This window comes from Methylobacterium terrae (genome assembly GCF_003173755.1).
Lineage (GTDB): Bacteria > Pseudomonadota > Alphaproteobacteria > Rhizobiales > Beijerinckiaceae > Methylobacterium > Methylobacterium terrae.
This window is the reverse complement of record NZ_CP029553.1, coordinates 542,132-559,591: the sequence shown is the minus strand read 5'-3', so window position 1 is coordinate 559,591 and position 17,460 is coordinate 542,132. Positions and strand designations below refer to the sequence as shown.

Here is a 17,460-nt window from a genome sequence, read left to right as displayed (position 1 = left end):
CGTCGCCGAGATCACTGGAGCCCGCCTTCGAGGTCAGTCGATCCCTGATCGACCGACACCTCAGGATGAGGTCGCGGATGGGATGACGCGCAGTGCCCGCGACGTCACGCGGCCGATCCGACCGCCTATCCCTTGAATTCCTTGTTCCAGAAGTCGTTGAACGCCGCCTGCTGCTCCTGCATCGTCGCGTAGTCGAGCGGGCGGAGCTTGGCCTGCTGGGCTTCCGTCAGGCTGATCTGCTTGGCCAGATCAGCCGGCAGCTTGGCGTCCTTGACCGTCGGCACGTAGCCCATCTTCTGCGCGAAGGCGACCTGCGCCTGCGGGTCGAGCATGGCGTTGAGGTACTTGAAGGCGCCGTCCTTGGCGCGCGAGTTCTTCGGCACGCCGGCCTCGAACAGGATCGGCAGCGCACCCTCCTCGGGGATCGCCATCTCGACCGGGATGCCGGCCTGCTTCCACATGAAGCCGCGGGCGAGCCACATCATCGAGATCCACACCTCCTCTGACTTCAGCGCCGCGGCGAGCGTCTCGTTCGAGGGATAGACCTTCGGCTGGAGCTTCTTCAGGTCCATCAGGGCGGCCTTGCCCTTGGTGAAGTCGGTCGACGTGCCGCCTGCCCCGATATTGGCGCCGGCCATGTTGAAGTTCCAGAGGATGTCCGAGAAGCCGACCCGGCCCTTGTACTTGGGGTCGAAGATGTCACTGTAGCGGGTCGGCGGGGTCGTGACCTTGCTCGGGTTGTAGAGCACGACCAGCGCCGAGTAGATGTGCGGGATCGAGTGCGGCTTCTTGAAGACGTCGATCACCTGCGACAGCCGCGGCACCTCGGCGCCCGGCACGGTCTCCAGCACGCCGAGCTGGCTCAGCATGTAGCTGTCGATGTCGTTGATGCAGGCGACGTCCATGCTGGCGCGGCGGCTGGTGCGCTCGGCGATCAGCTTGGTGCGGCGCGGGTCCTGGTTGGCGATGTCCTGCGACACCTCGATGCCCTGCGGCTTCATCAGCGGGACGTCGATGTTCTGCTGCAAGAGCGCGCCGTAATCGCCGCCCCAGGTGCCGACGACGATCGAGGCGGACTGGGCGCGGGCGGGAAGCGTGCCGGCGAGGCCGAGGGCGGCGCTGCCGGCCATCAGGGTGCGACGGGTGACGATCATCGGGCGGGGCTCTCTGCTGCGGAGGTGACGCGGGCCGCGTCGGGTGCGGGGATGACGCGGGCCGCGTCGGGGGTCCAGGTGATGCGGACGGGATCGCCGGCGGTCAGGCGGCGGCGGGGATCGTCGGGGAGCGGCGTCGGGCTCACCGCGACGATCGCCTCGCCGGCCAGCTCCAGGTGGTATTCCGTGCGCGCGCCGAGATAGGTCACGGCCCTGAGCCGGCCGGTGCCGGCGGGATCGGGCGCGACCTCGACCCGTTCGGGCCGGATCGCCAGCAGGCCGCTCGCCGCGCCCGCGTCGGGGGCGCAGGGCACGGCGGCGCCGCTCGCGAGCCGGAACACATTGGGCCCCTCGCGCGCGCCGTCGAGGAGGTTGCAGCGCCCGACGAAGCCGGCGACGAAGGTGTTGGCCGGGCGCTCGTAGAGGTCCTCGGCGCTGCCGACCTGCAGCACGCGGCCGTGCTCCATCACCACCAGCCGGTCGGCCATGGCGAGCGCCTCGTCCTGGTCGTGGGTGACCATCAGGGTCGTGAGGCCGAGCCGCTTCTGCAGCTCGCGGATCTCCAGGCCCACCTCGGAGCGCAGCTTCGCGTCGAGGTTCGACAGCGGCTCGTCGAGGAGGAACACCGCCGGGCTCACCACCAGCGCCCGGGCGAGCGCGACGCGCTGCTGCTGCCCGCCCGAGAGCTGGCGCGGCAGCCGGTCGGCGAGCGCGTCGAGGCGCACCAGCCGCAGGGCCTCGGCGATGCGCCGGTCGCGCTCGGCGCGCCCCACCTTCCGCATCTCGAGACCGAAGCCGACATTGTCGGCGACGCTCATGTGGGGAAACAGCGCGTAGGACTGGAACACCATCCCGGTGTCGCGGGCGTGCGGTGGCAGCCGCGTCACGTCGCGCCCGCCGATGACGACGCGGCCGGCGGTCGGCTCGATGAAGCCCGCGACCATGCGCAGCGTCGTGGTCTTGCCGCAGCCGGAGGGGCCGAGCAGGGCGACCAGCTCGCCCTGGCGGATGTCGAGGTCGACGCCGGCGACCGCGGTCGCCTCGCCGTAGCGCTTGGTGACGCCGTCGAGGAGGAGCGTGCCCATCAGACGATCCGCGACAGCTTCACGAAGCGGTCGGTGACCAGCATCAGGATCGTCACCATCAGGATCTGCGCGGTCGCGACGGCGGCCAGGGTCGGGTCCATTCGGAATTCCAGGTAGCTCAGCATGGCGACGGGCAGCGTGGTGCGCCCCGGGCCGACGAGGAGGAGGTTGAGCTCGAGGTTCTCGAAGCTCGCCACGAAGGAGAACAGGGCCGCCGCGACGATGCCGGGCCGCAGCATCGGCAGGGTGATGCGGGTGAACACCGTGAACGGCCGCGCGCCGAGATTGGCCGCCGCCTCCTCCGCCGAGCGGTCGAGCCCGGCGAGGCTCGCGGTGACGAGGCGCACGGTCCAGGGGATCGTGATCAGCACGTTGGCGGCGACGAGGCCGCCCAGAGTCGCCTTGATGTCCATGTCGAGCCAGTCCTCGGCCCGGAGATAGAACATGTAGAGGGCCGAGCCCGCGACGATCGCCGGCACCGCCAGCGGCGCCAGCAGGAAGGTGCTGATCGCCCCGCGGCCCGGGATGTTCGCCCGCACCAGCGCCAAAGCCGCGGCGGTGCCGAGCGGCACGCCGATCGCGGTCGCCGCGAGCGCGATCTGGAGCGAGGTGAGGAAGCCGCGGGCGAAGTCGCGCTGCGCCCAGGCATTGACGTACCAGCGCAGCGTCAGCCCGTCCGGCGGGAAGCTGACGATCTCCTGGTCGAAGACCGAGGTCACGATCACCATCACGATCGGCGCGAACACGATCGCGTAGGCGAGGATGACGGCCGCCAGGACGGCGAGGCGACCGAGCCGGACCGACGGGCCGGGACCGGCCGCGGCCGGGGCCGCCGAGGCGGGGGAGAGGGAGGCGGCGCTCATGCGGTTCACGGATTCGGCTCGGACGGCTGCAGGACAGCTGACCTGTTTGTAAGACAGGTACCGGGCTTGCTGGCAAGACAGGTGTTGCCGTGATGGCAAGACGGATGCCAGGGCCGGGCGACGCTCACGCCCGCACCTCGCGGAAGCGGGATCCTGCGAAGGCGGCGTCGCCCGCAGGGCCGGCGATCAATTGCGGCAGCACCGTCTTCCAGGCCTCGATCAGGTCGCGGTAGTAATCCGGGTCGGGACGCAGCACGGTCTGCACGCCCATGCCGCGCATCAGGTTGACGGTGAGGTTGAGGATGATCCTCGCTTCCCGGGGCGGCCGTGCGTCGGCATCGCAGAACTCGGCCCAGATCGCGTCGAGGGCGGCGTGGAAGCGCTGCACCACCGGGATCAGGGACTCTCGCAGCTCCGCATCGGTGCGGGCCTCGTTGATCAGCTCCATCGAGAGGTGGAAGAACCGGCCCGAGAACAGCGGCCACAGGAACTCGACGAAGTCGGCGAGCGGCAGCGCCCCCGTCCGCACGTTCCGCGACACCGACCGGATCTCGGCGGTGCCGTCGTCGAGCAGGGTCTCGAGTGCCGCGCGCACCAGGTCGGCCCGGGTCGGGAAATGGTGCAGCAGCGCCCCGCGCGAGACCTGCGCACGCTCGGCGATCGCCTGCGTCGTGGCCGCGTGGTAGCCCACCGCGTAGATCTCGTCGATCGTCGCGCGCACCACCCGCTCGCGCGTCGCGAGGCTGCGCGCCTGCGGCTGCCGTCCAGCCTGCGGCTGCCGTCCAGCCTGCGGCTGCCGTCCGGTCTGAGTCACCGCTCCTCCCGATCGCGAGCGCCCGATAAAAAAACAAGCTTGCCTGTTTTTTTCGCTCTGTCCAGTGTGCCGTCCGCTCCCGCGCGCCCTCATCCCCCGGGCCGCACCGCACGAAGAAGGGACCGCCCGCATGAGCGCCAACCTCGTCCTGTTCCGCAACGCCACGATCCTCGACGGAACCCACGACGCCGCGCTCGAGGGCCGCGACGTGCTGGTCGAGGGCGGCACGATCCGGGAGGTGTCGGACCGGCCGCTGACCGCCTCGTCGGCCCGCGTCATCGACCTCGCCGGGCGCACGCTGATGCCGGGCCTGATCGACTGCCACGTCCACGTCATCGCGACGATCCCCGACCTCGGCGCCAACGCCGACCTGCCGGATTCCCTGGTGGCCCTGCGCACCGCAAAGATCATGCGCGGGATGCTGATGCGCGGCTTCACCACCGTGCGCGACCTCGGCGGCGCCGACCACGGCCTGGTGATGGCGGTGAAGGAAGGGCTGATCGACGGCCCGCGCCTCGTGATCTGCGGCAAGGCCCTGTCGCAGACCGGCGGCCACACCGACTATCGCGGCCGCTATCATTCCCGCGACGTGAGCCATTACGGCACGAAGCTCGGGGCGATGGGGCGGGTCTGCGACGGGATCGACGCCGTGCGCCGCGTGGCGCGCGAGGAGATCAAGGCCGGGGCCGACTTCATCAAGATCATGGCCAACGGCGGCGTGTCCTCGCCGACCGACCCGATCGCGTTCCTCGGCTACTCGGTGGACGAATTGCGGGCGATCGTCGAGGAGGCGAACAACGCCCAGACCTACGTCGCCGCCCACCTCTACACCGACGAGGCGATCCGCCGGGCGGTGGAGAACGGGGTGATCTCGGTCGAGCACGGCAACCTGGTGCGGCCCGAGACCGCGCGGCTGATCCGCGACAAGGGCGCCTACGTGGTGCCGACCAACGTCACCTTCGACGCGCTCGCGCGCGAGGGGGCCTCCCTGGGCCTGCCGCCGGCCTCTGTCGCCAAGATCGAGGACGTGCGCGAGGCGGGGCTCTCCGCCCTCGAGACCCTGCGCGACGCGGGCGTGATGATGGCCTATGGCACCGACCTCCTCGGCGAGATGCACCGCCACCAGTCGGAGGAGTTCGTGATCCGCGGCCGCTGCCTGCCGGCGATCGAGGTGATCCGCTCGGCCACGGTCAACGCCGCCAAGGTCGTGCGCCTGGAGGGCAAGGCCGGCGTGGTGGCGCCGGGCGCCTTCGCCGACCTGATCGTCGTCGACGGCGATCCGCTCTCCGACCTCTCGCTGCTGACCGGCCAGGGCCGGCACATGCGGGCGATCATGATCGACGGGCGCTTCGTCAAGGACGAGCTGGCGGCCTGACCTGTCGCGCGTCCTGGCAGCGCCCTGCCGGCAGGCCGGCCGGGGACGGGCCGGCGCGCGGGATGCCTCCTCTCCCCCGAAAGAAGCCGGGCTTGCCCGGCTTCGTCCAGCGCTCGCGGATTCCGGGCACACTCGAAATCCACCGGGGAGAGGAGGCACCGGAGGGTCATCCGGCGATGGCCGCGTGCGGTCCCGTCGCCGGCACGTCCGGCCGGATCAGCAGCAGCCGGACTTGACGCTGCCGCAGGTATGGGCCGGGGGCGGGCAGGCCGGGGCCGGCGGCGGGCAGGGCGGCGGGCAGGCCGGCTTGCAGCAGCCGCCGGCGACGGAGCCGAGGGACTTGGCGTCGAGCTTCTTCATGATGCCGTTCTCTGTGTGGCGGCAGATCTCACGTGACTGCCGTATTTAAAGAATGTTTGATGACCTAAGGACTGTCCAGATATACTCCAATACCGTTACAATCAGAAAATAATAGAAACATGAGAACGACATGCGCAGCAAAGACTTGGCATGTTAGATCATGACATACGTAGGTAATCTTGGCCGGGCATCGCGCGCGCGGGCGGGCGGCGCCCCGGGCCCGTCGTGTCCGCGCCTGCGACGGCGACCGGGATCAGGACCCCGCCCGCACCACCCGCGCCCCGGCCTCCTCGGCCTCCGCGCATTGCGCCTGCGTCGCGCCGGCATCGGTCACCAGGGTCCAGCGCCGCGGCAGCGGCGCCCAGGCCCCTTGCGTCGCGCGGCCGAGCTTGGACGAATCCATCAGCACCACCACCTCGCCCGCCTGCTCCATCATCAGCGACTTGAGGGAGACCTGCTCGATCGCCGCCTCGCACAGGCCGCGGCCGGCGACGAAGCCGTCGCCGCTCACCACCGCCTTGTCGGCGGTGAGCCGGCGCAGGGCGGCCTCGGCCAGCGGGCCGAGCGTGCTCATGCTGCCGGCGCGCACCGCGCCGCCGAGCACCGTGAGCGTGAGGCCGGCCGCGCCGGCGAGCACGCCGACCAGCGGCAGGTTGTTGGTGATGATCGCGTGGCGGCGCCCCATCAGCCCGGCCCCGAAGGCCGCCACCGTCGAGCCGCCGTCGAGGACCAGGATGTCGTCCTCGGCGAGGAGGCTCAAGGCGGCCCGGGCGATGGCGGCCTTCTCGGGCCGGGCCTGCGCCTCGCGCTCCTTCAGGCTCGTCTCGGGCAAGGGATGGGCCAAGGAATGGGCCAAGGGATGGGCGATCACCGCGCCGCCATAGGTGCGCCGGATCGTCTTCTCCCCCGCCAGGTGCTGCAGGTCGCGCCGGATCGTCGAGGCGGAGACGCCGAAGCGCTCCGCCAGTTCCTCGACCACGACCTCGCCGGCCCGGAGCGCTTCCAGGAGCAGCGGGTGACGGTGCCGACCCCGCGTCACGGGGCTCAGACCGCCCGGCGCGGAGCGAGGTCGACGGCCTGGCGCAGGGCCTCGACCAGCGAGCCCTCGTCGGCGATGCCCGTGCCGGCGATGTCGAAGGCGGTGCCGTGATCGACCGAGGTGCGGATCACCGGCAGGCCGACGGTGATGTTCACGCCCGCCTCCAGCCCCAGCACCTTGATCGGGCCGTGGCCCTGGTCGTGGTACATCGCCACCACGATGTCGTAGTCGCCCCGGCCCGCCAGGAAGAACAGCGTGTCGGCGGGAAGCGGTCCCTCGACCCGCCAGCCCCTGGCGCGGCAGGCCTCGACCGCCGGCGTGATCTTCTCGGCCTCCTCGCCGCGGCCGAACAGGCCGTTCTCGCCGGCATGCGGGTTGATCGCGCAGACGCCGATCCGCGGGTTCGCGATCCCGGCCTTGACCAGGGTGTCGTGCCCGCGCGCGATCACCCGCTCGACCAGGCCCGGCTCGATCCGCGCGATGGCGTCGATCAGCCCGACATGCGTCGTGACGTGGATCACCCGGAGCTTGGGCGAGACCAGCATCATCGAGACCTCCGGCGTGCCGGTGAGCGCGGCGAGCAGCTCGGTATGGCCCGGATACTTGTGGCCGGCGGCGTGGAGCGCCTCCTTGCTCAAGGGTGCGGTGCAGATCGCGGCGGCCTCGCCGGCCTGGACGATCCTCACGGCGCGCTCGATGTAGCGGAACGCCGCCTCGCCGGAGACCGGCGAGACCCGGCCGAACGGGTGCCCCGGCGGGATCAGCCCGAGATCGACGCACGCGATCGCGCCCGGGGCGTCGCCCGCCTCGCCGGGCGAGGCAACCGCCCGCACGGTCAGGTCCGTCCCGACGATGCGGCCCGCCTCGCGCAGGCGCTCCGCGTCGCCGACGACCACGGGCCGGCAGAGCGCCGCGATGTCGGGCCGGGCGAGCGCCTTCATGATGATCTCGGGCCCGATGCCGGAGGCATCGCCCATGGTGATCGCGACGGTCGGTCGGCTCATGTCGGAGACCCTTCGTGTCTGATGGCCCGGAGATGGTGCACGGCGCGCGAGAGCGTATCCTCGGTGCCGAAGGCGCCGGCCTTGGTGACGATCGGCACGGCGATGCGGCCCCGCGTGAGGCCGAGCGACACGCCCGGCTCGATCTCGTCGATCAGCGCCAGGCCGTCGACCCCGAAATGGGCGAGCAGAGCCGCCGCGGTCTCGCCGCCGGTCGCCACCAGCCCGCCGAGATGGCGGGCGGTGGGGCAAAGCAGCGCGCCGAGGGCGTCCGCGAGGCGCGATCCGAGGCGCAGGTCCGGCGCCTCGCCCCCGGAGATGTTGCCCGTGGAGACGTTGCCCATGGAGACCTCGACCAGGACGTCGTCCCCGACGGCGAGGCGCGCGGTGACGGCGTCGCGCCAGCGCGTCCGCTCCTCCTCGCTCGCCGCGAGCAGCCACTCGGGTGCCACCGGGACGTGGCGCATCCGCGCCTCGGCCGCCAGCCTGCGGGATGCGGCGCGGGAGACCGCCGCGAGGCTCCCCACCACCACGAGCGTGCCGCCCGGGCCGCTCGCGACCGTGCGGGCCGGGGCGGGCGGCGCGTCCTCGGCCGCCGCCAGGGCGTGGGCGAGGCCGGCGCTGCCGATCCAGACCAGGCTCTCGTCCAGGCCCTCCCGCGCCGCCGCCGCGAGGCCGGCGGCGGCGACGCGCGCGAGGTCGTCGTCCTCGTCCGCGTCGAGCACCGCGACCGATTGGTCCCGCGCGGCGGCCGCGAGGGCGTCGCGCAGGGCGTCGCCGCCGGCCCGCACGGTCGCGAGGTCGATCACCGTGCTCGCGAGGCCGGCCCCGTCCAGCATCGCGGGGAGCGCGCCGGTCGGGTAGGTGTGGTCGCGCCGCCAGAGCTCGGTCTCCTCCAGCGGCCGGCCCGCGACCAGGATCCGCCCGCCCTTCGTGGTGCGTCCGGTCGCCGGGAAGGCCGGCGCCAGGACCCCGAACGCCCGGCCGGTCCGCCGGCGCACCCCGTCGAGCGTCGCGGCGAGTTCCGCCGCCGGCTGCCCGCGCAAGGTCGAGTCGATCTTCTTGAACATCCCGGCGCCCGGCCGGTGCAGGCGCTCAGTCAGGGCGGCGTGGCGCGAAGCGGCGGCCTCGGGCCCGAGCTGGCGGCTATCGGCGTCGTGGGAGACGACGTCCTCCTGCGCCTCGCGGCCCGCCTCGCCCCACTGCACGACCGCCGAGCGGCCGCGCCGGGCGAAGGCGATGGCGCAGTCGGCCGCACCCGTGAGGTCGTCGGCGAGGATGAGCCAGCGGCGCGCCATGGCTCAGGCCCGCTCCGGCACGGGCTCGGCGTCCGTCGCCTCGGCGTCGGCCGCGGCCTCGACCGGCTCGCCGAAATGCCGGGCGGTCCAGGCGGTGGCGAGCGGCGTCAGGATCGCGGTGACGACCACGGTCGCGGCGACCAGCACCGTCGCGGGGGCTGCGGCTTCGGCATAGGCCGGGTTGGCGGCGGCGATGATCGCCGGCACGGCCGCGGCGTTGCCCGCGGTCGAGCAGGCGGCGACGCCCGCCACCCCGGTGCCGCCGGTGAGCCGGTCGGCGAAGAACAGCGGGATGCCGGTGACCACCACCACCGCGACGCCGAGCCCGAGGCCGAGCAGACCCGCCTGCCAGATCTTGGTCAGGTCGAGCCCGGTGCCGAGCGCGAAGGCGAAGAACGGGATCATCACCGGCACGGCGCGGCCGAGGAAGGCGCGCATCTCGCGGTCGAGGTTGCCGAGCAGCATGCCGACGAGGAGCGGCAGGATGCTGCCGACCATCGTCTGCCAGGGGAAGGCCGACAGGCCGGCGACGCCGAGCGTCACCATGGTGAGGAAGGGCCCGGATTCGAGGCACATGATCGTGTAGGCGCCGACGTCCCGCGGACGGCCGTACTGGCCCATCAGCGCCATGTAGAGGCCGCCGTTGGTGTCGTTCATGGCGGCCACGATCGCCAGCGTCGAGAGCCCGGCGAACAGCCCGGCCCCGATCGGCGCCTCGCCGATCAGGCGGCCGAAGACCACGCCGAGGATCATCGCGACGCCGACCTTCACGACGAGCAGCGTGCCGCCCTTCTTGACGATGTAGGGCGTGGCGCGAAAGTCGATGCTCGCCCCCATGCAGACGTAGAACACCGCCAGGATCGGCAGCGCCCCGGTGAACAGGGCCCCGGTGAACGAGCCGAACACCTTCGGGGTCGCCGGGAACAGGGTGGCGATCACCGCGCCGACGAGCAGCGGCACCACCATCATCCCGCCCGGCACGCTCTCGATCGCGCGCTTGATCCGAACCTCGCCCATGCCCATGCGTTCCTCCTATGCACGGATCGCGCAAGGAATGCGCGATTGACCGGCTGTTAGCGCCTGATGGGCGCGAGAGGGTGAGGAAGTCAACCTGCTCGTTGCGTGATGTGCGCAAAACGCGCGGCGGGGCGGTCTCAGAACGCCAGCTTCATCCCCCCGACGAAACTCCGCGGCGCACCGGCGAAGATCGAGCCGGTGGTGGTGGCGAGCACGCTCGCGCCGTTCTGCAGCCCGGTCACGGCGCTGATCGAGTTCGCCAGCGGCTGGGCCGAGGCGATGTACGTCGTGTTCAAGACGTTGCGCACCTCGACGTAGAGGCTGAGGCGCTTGGCGTAAGACGCGATCAGGTCGGTGTCGTAGTGGATGTTGGCGTTGAGGATCGTGTAGCCCGGGGCTTTCAGCAGGTTGGCGTTGTCGAGGAAGAATCCGTCCTGGTAGACCGCCTCGACGAAGGCGCCGACGCCCTTGAACGGTCCCGACGGCTGGTCGTAGCCGATCCGGGCGAGGAGCTGGTGGGCCGGCACGCCGGGGATCAGGCGCCCGGCCCGGTCGAACCGCGCGGTGAGGCTGCCGGCGCTCAACTGCTCGACGTAGCGGGTGTAGAACTGGTCGTTGAGGCCGTAGGCCGCGGTGGCGCGCCAGCCCGGCGAGAACGCCCACTCGGCGCCCGCCTCGATGCCGCGATGCTCCGAGGCCGGGGCGTTGAAGGTGTAGCTGAGCAGGCCCGCCCCCGGCGACTGGGTGACGAACTCGTTGCGGAAGAACTCGTAGAATCCGGTGAGGCTCAGGCGGAGATCCGGCAGGGGCGACCAGTCGACGCCGAGATCGACGCCGAGATTGGTCTGGGTGCGCAGGTCGGTGTTGTTGCCCGGTACGCCGGCCGGGGTGACGAACAACGTGCTCGCCGCCGGCGTGGCGTAGCCGGTGGCGACGCGGCCGCGGACGGCGAGGGCCTCGTCGGGCCGGTAGACCAGCGCCAGTTCCGGCGCGACGTTGAGGAAGCTGCGGTCGATGTCGGCGCGCGCCGGCGTCACGCCGTTGGCAGAGTAGGCGTAGGTGAGGGTGCGCCCCTTGAGCCAGGTGTTCTCGGCCGAGACGCCGATGACGCCGGTCCACCTGTCCGACAGCGCGATCTCGCCCCGGGCCCGGCCGCCGAGATTCGACTGCACCGCCTCCTGGTTGCTCGTGAGCGCGCCGAGGCGCGGGCCGCCATAGGGCGCTCGGTTGTAGAGCGCGATGTGGTTGTCGATGGCGTTGTAGGAGAGCGCGACGTAGCCGATCGCCGGCAGGCCGAACACCTCGCCGCGCCGGGTGAGGTCGGTGAGGACGTTGTAGGACGGATAGCTGCCGCGCGACGACGAGGTGTAGAACGGCTGGTCGAAGTTGCGCTCGTCGAAGCCGACTTGCGCGCGCCAGGTCGTGTCGGCGTCGATGTCGTGCTCCCAGCGCCCGGCGACGATCGTGCGCCGGTCGTTGCGGCCGAAGGCGCCCTCGGACGCCGTCACCGGCACGGTGGCCCCGAAGGCGCCGTTGCGGAACAGGTTGAAGGTGGTGCAGCCCGCGGCGGCGTTGGCCGCGGTGGCGCAGCCGCGCTGGTAGGGGTTGATCCGGTACTGCGCGAGCGACGAGCGGGCGGCGAGGTCGACGTCGAGGGTGTTGTTGATGACCTTCAGGGTAAAGCGGTTGTCCGGACCGGGTGTGTAGCTCGCCAGAAGGTTGACCGTCTGGGTGTTGGCGCTGGCGTGGTCCTGGAAGCCGTTCAGGCGGAAATCGCTGGCGAACAGGCTGACCTCGTAGGGACCGCTCACCCCGCCGACGGTGAAGTAATGGTTCAGGTATCCGAAGCTGCCGGCATCGACGCCCACTTCGTAACCGTCGATCTCCCGGCCGGTGCGGGTGCGGAAGGCGAGGGCGCCGCCGCTGGCGTAGTTGCCGAACAGGGGCGATTGCGGCCCGCGGAAGACGTCGATGCGGGAATAGGCCCGCGGGTCGGTGAGGTCGAAGCGCGAGGCGCCGTCGGGCTGGGTGAGCGGGAAGCCGTCCTCCAGCACCACCATGTTCTTGACGACGCCGGTCGAGCGGGCGTTGTTGCCGCGGATCGACACCACCACGTCGCGGGGCCCGTTGCCCTGGCGCACGGTGACGCCGGGGCTGTTGACGAGCACCTGGCCGATCGTGGTCGCCGGGCGGTTCGCGATCACGTCCCGGCGGCCGATCGCCGTGACGATCTCGCCGACCGGGCGCTCGATCACGCTCGGGCCCGAGCCCGGCGGCGCCGCGACGCCGAAGGCGGCCTTGGGAGGGCCCCCGGCTCCCGCGACGGAGATCTCGTCGAGGGCGATGGTGTCGGGGGCGCCCTGCGCGAGGGCGGCGCCCGGGCCGAACGCGAGGAGGAGGGCGAGCGCGCGGGGTCGCACGCCGGAACCGGGGAGGGTCGGCATCGGGAAGTCTCGTCGAAGAGGGGCGCGGCGCGAAAAGCCGCCAACAGGATGACGCCGGGCGGCCGTCGGCCGCCCGAAGGCGACCGACGTCAGGCCGTTGCCGGCCGCCGGATGCCGCGCCGCAGGCCCGCGAGGCCCGCATCGACCGCGATCATCGCCAGGATCGCCAGCCCGGTGAGGGGAAAGACGAGCCCCATGGCGACGACGAGGCCGGTGACCCCGGCGACCGCCCGGCGGTCGTCCGGCCAGGCCGGCACGCCGAGGCGGCCCTTCGGCCGGCGCTTCCACCACATCACCGCGGCGGTGACGGCGAGCAGGATCGTGGCGAGGCAGAAGGCCAGCATCAGGAGCTGGTTGATGCGCCCGGCATACTCGCCCTTGTGCAGCCCGATCCCGTACTGGATCCCGCGCCCGACGAGGCCGATGTCGCCGAACGTCACGTTGACGAGCGGCCGCCCGCTATACTGGTCGAGGGAGATCATCCGCTGGCGCGTGACGTCGCGCGGGTAGGCGGCGGCCGCGTAGACGCCGGCCGGCCCCTCCGGCAGCGCCAGCTCGTAGCCCGCCGGCATGCCGAGCCCGGTCAGGATCTCGGCCGCCCGGTCGATGCCGATCGGCACCCCCTCGCGAGCCTCCGAGCGCGGCAGCGGCGCCGTCTCGAGGGCCCACCCGGTGGTGTCGAGCACCTCGCCCATCGGCACGCGCGAGACCGGCACCCCGGCCCACAATTCGGTCGGAAGGCCGAGCCCGGCGCGGTTCGACAGGGCCCGGAGCTGGTCGCCCCAGACGATCGACCACGGCAGGCCGGTGGCGGCGAGGAAGAACAGGCCGGCGCCGGCGACGAAGCCCGTGACCGCGTGCAGGTCGCGCCACCAGACCCGCTTGGCCGGATCGCCCCGCACCGACAGGATGCCGCCGCATTGGCCGCCACCCCGGCCGCCCTTCGGCCGGCGCGGCCACCACAGGTAGATCCCGCTCAGCACCAGGATCACCGTGAAGCCGGCCACGACCTCGATCAGGCCGTTCGCCACCGGTCCGAAGAACGACAGGCTGTGCAGCCGGCGCACCACCCGCATCGCCTCCGCGTCGCGCCCGACGCGGTCGAGGACCGCGCCGTCATAGGGGTCGAGGTAGACCAGCGTCTTGCCCGAGGGACCCGCCATGGTGACGACCGCGGCGCGGTCGGGTGCCTCGGGGCTGGCATAGGTCGTCGGGGTCGCGTCCGGCACGGCGTCGGCGGCGATGAAGACCAGCCGCTCCGGCGAGAGCGGCGCCGCCGCCCGCACCGCGACGACCGTGCGGTAGGAGAACAAGGTGCGGTCGATCTCGTCCTTGAACAGGTAGAGCGAGCCGGTGACCGACAGGAGGATCAGGAAGGGCAGGCAGAGAAGGCCGGCATAGAAGTGCCAGCGCCACACCGCGCGATGGAGGGCATCGCGCAAGCGGGCGGCCCCCTCGGCGGGGGCGTGAGACGGGGCGGGCATGGGAGGGATCCGGGAGGCGGCTGATCGATGGCGAGGACGGCTCGATCAGGCCTGCGGCGGACCCCGTGGGCTGGTGTTGGTGTCGGGCGGCGCCCGCGCCGGGCCCTCGTCGGCGGCGGGCGGGAAGCGGTCGGCCGGGCTCGGACCGTCGAAGGACAGGCGGGTGAAGGCGAGGAGCGCCGGCGCGACGAGGGGGAGGTGATGGGCCGCGACGCAGCAGGGCAGGGCGCAATGCGCGTCCGGCCCCGACGGACCGTCCGCCCCGTCGACGTGGCAGATCACCGCGCCGGGAGCGGCGTTGGCCGGTACGGGCGCGAGGGCGCCGAGCAGCACCTGGAGGCACAGCGCGTAGAGCGCGACCACCGCGATGGTCGCGCGTCCGATCGACCGTCTCGGCGGGCTCGCGCGCATGGCTCTGGGTAGGCTGGACGGGCCGGGGGCGTCAACGCCCCCGGACGGCCGTGCGCGCGGATTCCCGACGATCGTCGCCGCCCGGATGTGCCCGCACGCCGGCACGACCTCATGCCGCCCGGGCCGCCCCGGCCCGAAGGCGCGCGCGCCGGCTTGAGTCGGGGAGGCTTCCATCCTAATGCTGTGCTTGACCCTGCGTGATGATTCGGATCGTTGCCCGATGATCGCGTCGGTCCGACGGCGTCCGCGATGCTGGGCACATGTATAGTGGGTGAGGATCGACTCTCGTCGATGGAACGTCTCGACGGATCAGGTCGCTTAACGAAAAATTAACCATCCGTATGAGATCAAGTCTTCTGCCAAACGCGAGATATATTCGCTGAATGGGCAGGCTTCCTGTCATGAACTTCGACTTTTTCGAGAGACTTCGCGCGAGCCGGCCGGGCGACGAGAGCGACTGGTTCGAGGAGAGCTTCGTCGCGAATCTCGGCGAGGTGATCCGGTCGGTCGGCGTCATGAACGCCCGTCACGGCCTGGCGCCGGTCGACGGTCGTTCGCCGTCCCGCGACTGGGACCGGCTGATCGCCCATGTGCGGGACGCCGCGCGGGCGGCCGGGGAGGGCGAGGAGCGGCATGAGCGGCAGGTCCGGGACCTGCTCGACGGCGCCCATGCCCGGCTCGACGCGGCCGAGGCGCGGGCGCGCGCGGCCGAGGCGCGGGCGGAGGCGTTGATCGCGGCGGCCGAGCTGCGCGCCCGGCGGGCCGAGGCGGCGGCCCGCGCCGCCGAGGCCGCGCTGCTTCGCGCAGGCCCGCCGGAGGCGTGCGCCGTCGTGCCGGCGGCGCGGATCCTCCGGCGCGCCGGTTGAGCGCGCCGCCCCGTCAGTACCCCCGCGCCACGTCCACCGCCGCCGGGATCCGCCCCGAGGCGCGGTAGGCCCGCAGGTTGCCGGCGACGACCGCGGCGGCGCTCGCCGGCGTGGTCGGGCCGGAGATGTGCGGCAGGACGGTCACACCGGGATGGCGCCACAGGGGCGAATCCTCCGGCAGCGGCTCGACCTCGAACACGTCCAGCACCGCGTGCGAGAGCCGTCCCGCGTCGAGGGCGGCGAGGAGCGCGTCGGTCGCGACGATCGGCCCGCGGCCGAAATTGATCAGGCCGGCCCCCGATTTCATCGCGCAGAGGCGTCCGGCCTCGAGGAGGCCGCGGGTCTCGCCGGTGAGCGGCAGCAGGCAGACCACGATGTCGCTGACGCCGAGCAGGCCGGCGAGGCCCTCGGGGCCGGAGAAGCCCGCCACGGCGGCCGGCATCTGCTTCGGCGAGCGGCTCCAGGCGGCGACCCGGAAGCCCGCCTGGACCAGGCGATCCGCCGCCGCGCTTCCCAGGGCGCCGAGGCCGAGGAGCCCGACCGTCACCTCCCCCGGCGGGCGGTAGGCGATCTGGCGCCAGGTCGCGGCCTCCTGCTGGCGGCGATAGGCCGGCATGTCGCGCTGCAAGTAGTAGGTCCAGGCCAGCACCGCCTCGGCCATCGTGCGGGCGAGCTCGGGGTCGATCAGGCGCACGATCGGCACGCCGTCGTCCCCGAGGTCGCGCACCAGGCGCTCGACCCCGGCCCACAGGCTCTGGATCCAGGCGAGGTTCGGCAGCAGCGCCACCTCGGCCGGGTCGGGATTGGCGACGATCGCGACGCGGATGCCGGTCCGCTCCGCCTCGCTCAGGGTCCGGAACGGCCGGACGGTCTCCTCGGGCATGGCGTGGGCCAGCGCCGCCAGGAAGTCGGCTTCCTCCTCGGCGTCGAGGTTGCCGAGGAACGCGATCGGTTCGGGCATCGATCTCTCGCTTCAGCCGCCGAGGACGGGGGTGAGCCGCGCCACCGCCTCGCGGGCGAGGCTCGGGCTGACGGCGAAGCACAGGCGGACGAAGCCCTCGCCCTCCGGCCCGAAGGCGGTGCCCGGCGCGACGCCGACCTTCGCCTCCTCGAGCAGCCGGAAGGCGATCTCGAGGCTGGTCTCGGTGCGGGGGGTGCCCGGCCCGGTGACCCGGGCCATGAGGTAGAAGGCGCCCTCGGGCACCGACACGGTGACGCCGGGCAGGCGCGACAGGCCCTCGACCAGGATCTCGCGGCTCTCCGCGCAGCGGCCGACCATCTGGCGGATGAAGCCGTCGCCTTCCTCCAGCGCCGTCACGGCGGCGTGCTGGATGAAGGTCGGGATCGAGGTGGTGTTGTACTGGCCGAGCTTGGCGAAGGTGGCGGCGAGGCCCCGCGGGGCGATCAGCCAGCCGGCGCGCCAGCCGGTCATCGCCCAGTTCTTCGAGAAGGTGTTGGTGACGATCAGCCGGTCGTCCTCGGTGCAGATCTGCAGGAAGGACGGCGCGATGGCGTTGCCGTAGGTGAAGTGGGCGTAGACCTCGTCCGACAGGATCCACAGGCCCCGCGCCCGGGCGAGGTCGCGAAGCGCCGTCATCTCGGGCAGCGGCATGGTCCAGCCGGTCGGGTTCGAGGGCGAGTTCACCACGATCACGCGGGTGCGCGGGGTGATCGCCGCCGCGATGTCGGCGAGCGGCAGGGCGAAGCGCCCGTCGCCCTGCACCCGGTAGGGCACCGTCACGGGCACGCCGCCGGTGATGCGCACCGCCTCCGCCAGGTTCGGCCAGGCCGGGGAGGGGATGACGATCTCGTCGCCGGGCTCGAGCAGGGCCTGGGCCGCCTGCATGATGGCGTTCATGCCGCCGGCGGTGACGGCGAAGCGATCGGCCGAGACCGTCACGCCCCAGTGCCGGGCGTGGTAGGCGCTCAGGGCCTCGCGCAGGCGGGGGATGCCGAGCGAGGTGGCGTAGCGGGTGTGCCCGGCCAGCATCGCCCGGTGGGCCGCCTCGACGATGAAGGGCGGCGTCGGCAGGTCGCCCTCGCCGATCCACAGCTTGACCACCTCGGGGTCGTCCCGGCCGCGATCGGCGACGAGGCCGATCTGGCTCGTGCCGATGCCCTGCATGCGCGGCGAGAGTCCGGCGGCGAGGTCCGGTGTGGGGGTCTCCGCGTGGAACATCGGCGGCTCGTGCCCTCGTGTCGTGCCCGGCCAAGGGCGAGCGTGTCGGCGATCCCCTCCATAGCACCCG

16 protein-coding genes are annotated in these 17,460 nt (G+C 72.3%); 2 read left to right on the top strand and 14 right to left on the bottom strand.

The features are described from left to right. Positions 1-125: 125 nt before the first annotated feature. The 4 genes from DK419_RS02475 to DK419_RS02460 all read right to left on the bottom strand — a co-directional run bounded on the left by DK419_RS02475 (position 126) and on the right by DK419_RS02460 (position 3,916). Positions 126-1,154, bottom strand: coding sequence for an extracellular solute-binding protein (locus DK419_RS02475; protein WP_208642269.1), 1,029 nt, complete (start codon positions 1,152-1,154; stop codon positions 126-128). Continuing rightward, positions 1,151-2,239, bottom strand: a complete 1,089-nt coding sequence (locus DK419_RS02470) for an ABC transporter ATP-binding protein (protein ID WP_109957694.1) — start codon at positions 2,237-2,239, stop codon at positions 1,151-1,153. The genes DK419_RS02475 and DK419_RS02470 overlap by 4 nt, the downstream gene beginning before the upstream one ends. Next, positions 2,239-3,102 (bottom strand): ABC transporter permease, encoded by an 864-nt coding sequence (locus DK419_RS02465; RefSeq protein WP_109962080.1) that lies wholly within the window; start codon positions 3,100-3,102, stop codon positions 2,239-2,241. Before DK419_RS02465 ends, DK419_RS02470 begins: the two co-directional genes overlap by 1 nt. Before the next feature lie 124 nt (positions 3,103-3,226). Beyond that, complete coding sequence (locus DK419_RS02460; protein WP_245442802.1) at positions 3,227-3,916, bottom strand: TetR/AcrR family transcriptional regulator; 690 nt, start codon at positions 3,914-3,916, stop codon at positions 3,227-3,229. Between the two features lie 130 nt (positions 3,917-4,046). Between DK419_RS02460 and DK419_RS02455 the strand changes: the two genes are divergently transcribed. After that, the gene (locus DK419_RS02455) at positions 4,047-5,291 is read left to right on the top strand and encodes a metal-dependent hydrolase family protein (RefSeq protein WP_109957693.1); all 1,245 of its coding nucleotides are present in this window, start codon (positions 4,047-4,049) and stop codon (positions 5,289-5,291) included. 216 nt (positions 5,292-5,507) lie between these two features. Here the strand turns inward: DK419_RS02455 and DK419_RS29000 are convergent, their stop codons facing one another. The 8 genes from DK419_RS29000 to DK419_RS02420 all read right to left on the bottom strand — a co-directional run bounded on the left by DK419_RS29000 (position 5,508) and on the right by DK419_RS02420 (position 14,345). Continuing rightward, positions 5,508-5,651: a hypothetical protein gene (locus tag DK419_RS29000; RefSeq protein ID WP_167450821.1), complete on the bottom strand. Its 144-nt coding sequence runs from the start codon at positions 5,649-5,651 to the stop codon at positions 5,508-5,510. A gap of 253 nt (positions 5,652-5,904) precedes the next feature. Continuing rightward, positions 5,905-6,690, bottom strand: coding sequence for a DeoR/GlpR family DNA-binding transcription regulator (locus DK419_RS02450; protein ID WP_109957692.1), 786 nt, complete (start codon positions 6,688-6,690; stop codon positions 5,905-5,907). 5 nt (positions 6,691-6,695) lie between these two features. Continuing rightward, complete coding sequence (gene pdxA / locus DK419_RS02445) at positions 6,696-7,694, bottom strand: 4-hydroxythreonine-4-phosphate dehydrogenase PdxA (protein WP_109957691.1); 999 nt, start codon at positions 7,692-7,694, stop codon at positions 6,696-6,698. Further along, complete coding sequence (locus DK419_RS02440) at positions 7,691-8,989, bottom strand: four-carbon acid sugar kinase family protein (RefSeq protein ID WP_109957690.1); 1,299 nt, start codon at positions 8,987-8,989, stop codon at positions 7,691-7,693. The genes pdxA and DK419_RS02440 overlap by 4 nt, the downstream gene beginning before the upstream one ends. A 3-nt stretch (positions 8,990-8,992) precedes the next feature. Then, positions 8,993-10,006 (bottom strand): 2-keto-3-deoxygluconate permease, encoded by a 1,014-nt coding sequence (locus tag DK419_RS02435; RefSeq protein WP_109962078.1) that lies wholly within the window; start codon positions 10,004-10,006, stop codon positions 8,993-8,995. 137 nt (positions 10,007-10,143) lie between these two features. After that, a complete protein-coding gene (locus DK419_RS02430) occupies positions 10,144-12,450 on the bottom strand; it encodes a TonB-dependent receptor family protein (RefSeq protein ID WP_109957689.1) in 2,307 nt (768 codons plus the stop codon). A gap of 89 nt (positions 12,451-12,539) precedes the next feature. Next, entirely contained in the window at positions 12,540-13,934 is a 1,395-nt protein-coding gene (locus tag DK419_RS02425; RefSeq protein ID WP_109957688.1) for a PepSY-associated TM helix domain-containing protein, read from the bottom strand. Between the two features lie 45 nt (positions 13,935-13,979). After that, positions 13,980-14,345, bottom strand: a complete 366-nt coding sequence (locus DK419_RS02420) for a hypothetical protein (RefSeq protein ID WP_245442801.1) — start codon at positions 14,343-14,345, stop codon at positions 13,980-13,982. A gap of 401 nt (positions 14,346-14,746) precedes the next feature. Between DK419_RS02420 and DK419_RS02415 the strand changes: the two genes are divergently transcribed. Then, on the top strand, positions 14,747-15,211 hold the full coding sequence (locus DK419_RS02415) for a hypothetical protein (RefSeq protein WP_109957687.1): 465 nt from the start codon (positions 14,747-14,749) through the stop codon (positions 15,209-15,211). Positions 15,212-15,224: 13 nt separating this feature from the next. Here the strand turns inward: DK419_RS02415 and DK419_RS02410 are convergent, their stop codons facing one another. Both DK419_RS02410 and DK419_RS02405 read right to left on the bottom strand, forming a co-directional pair. Further along, positions 15,225-16,172, bottom strand: coding sequence for a 2-hydroxyacid dehydrogenase (locus DK419_RS02410; protein WP_109957686.1), 948 nt, complete (start codon positions 16,170-16,172; stop codon positions 15,225-15,227). A gap of 12 nt (positions 16,173-16,184) precedes the next feature. Then, positions 16,185-17,390, bottom strand: coding sequence for a pyridoxal phosphate-dependent aminotransferase (locus tag DK419_RS02405; protein ID WP_109957685.1), 1,206 nt, complete (start codon positions 17,388-17,390; stop codon positions 16,185-16,187). Positions 17,391-17,460: the final 70 nt, after the last annotated feature.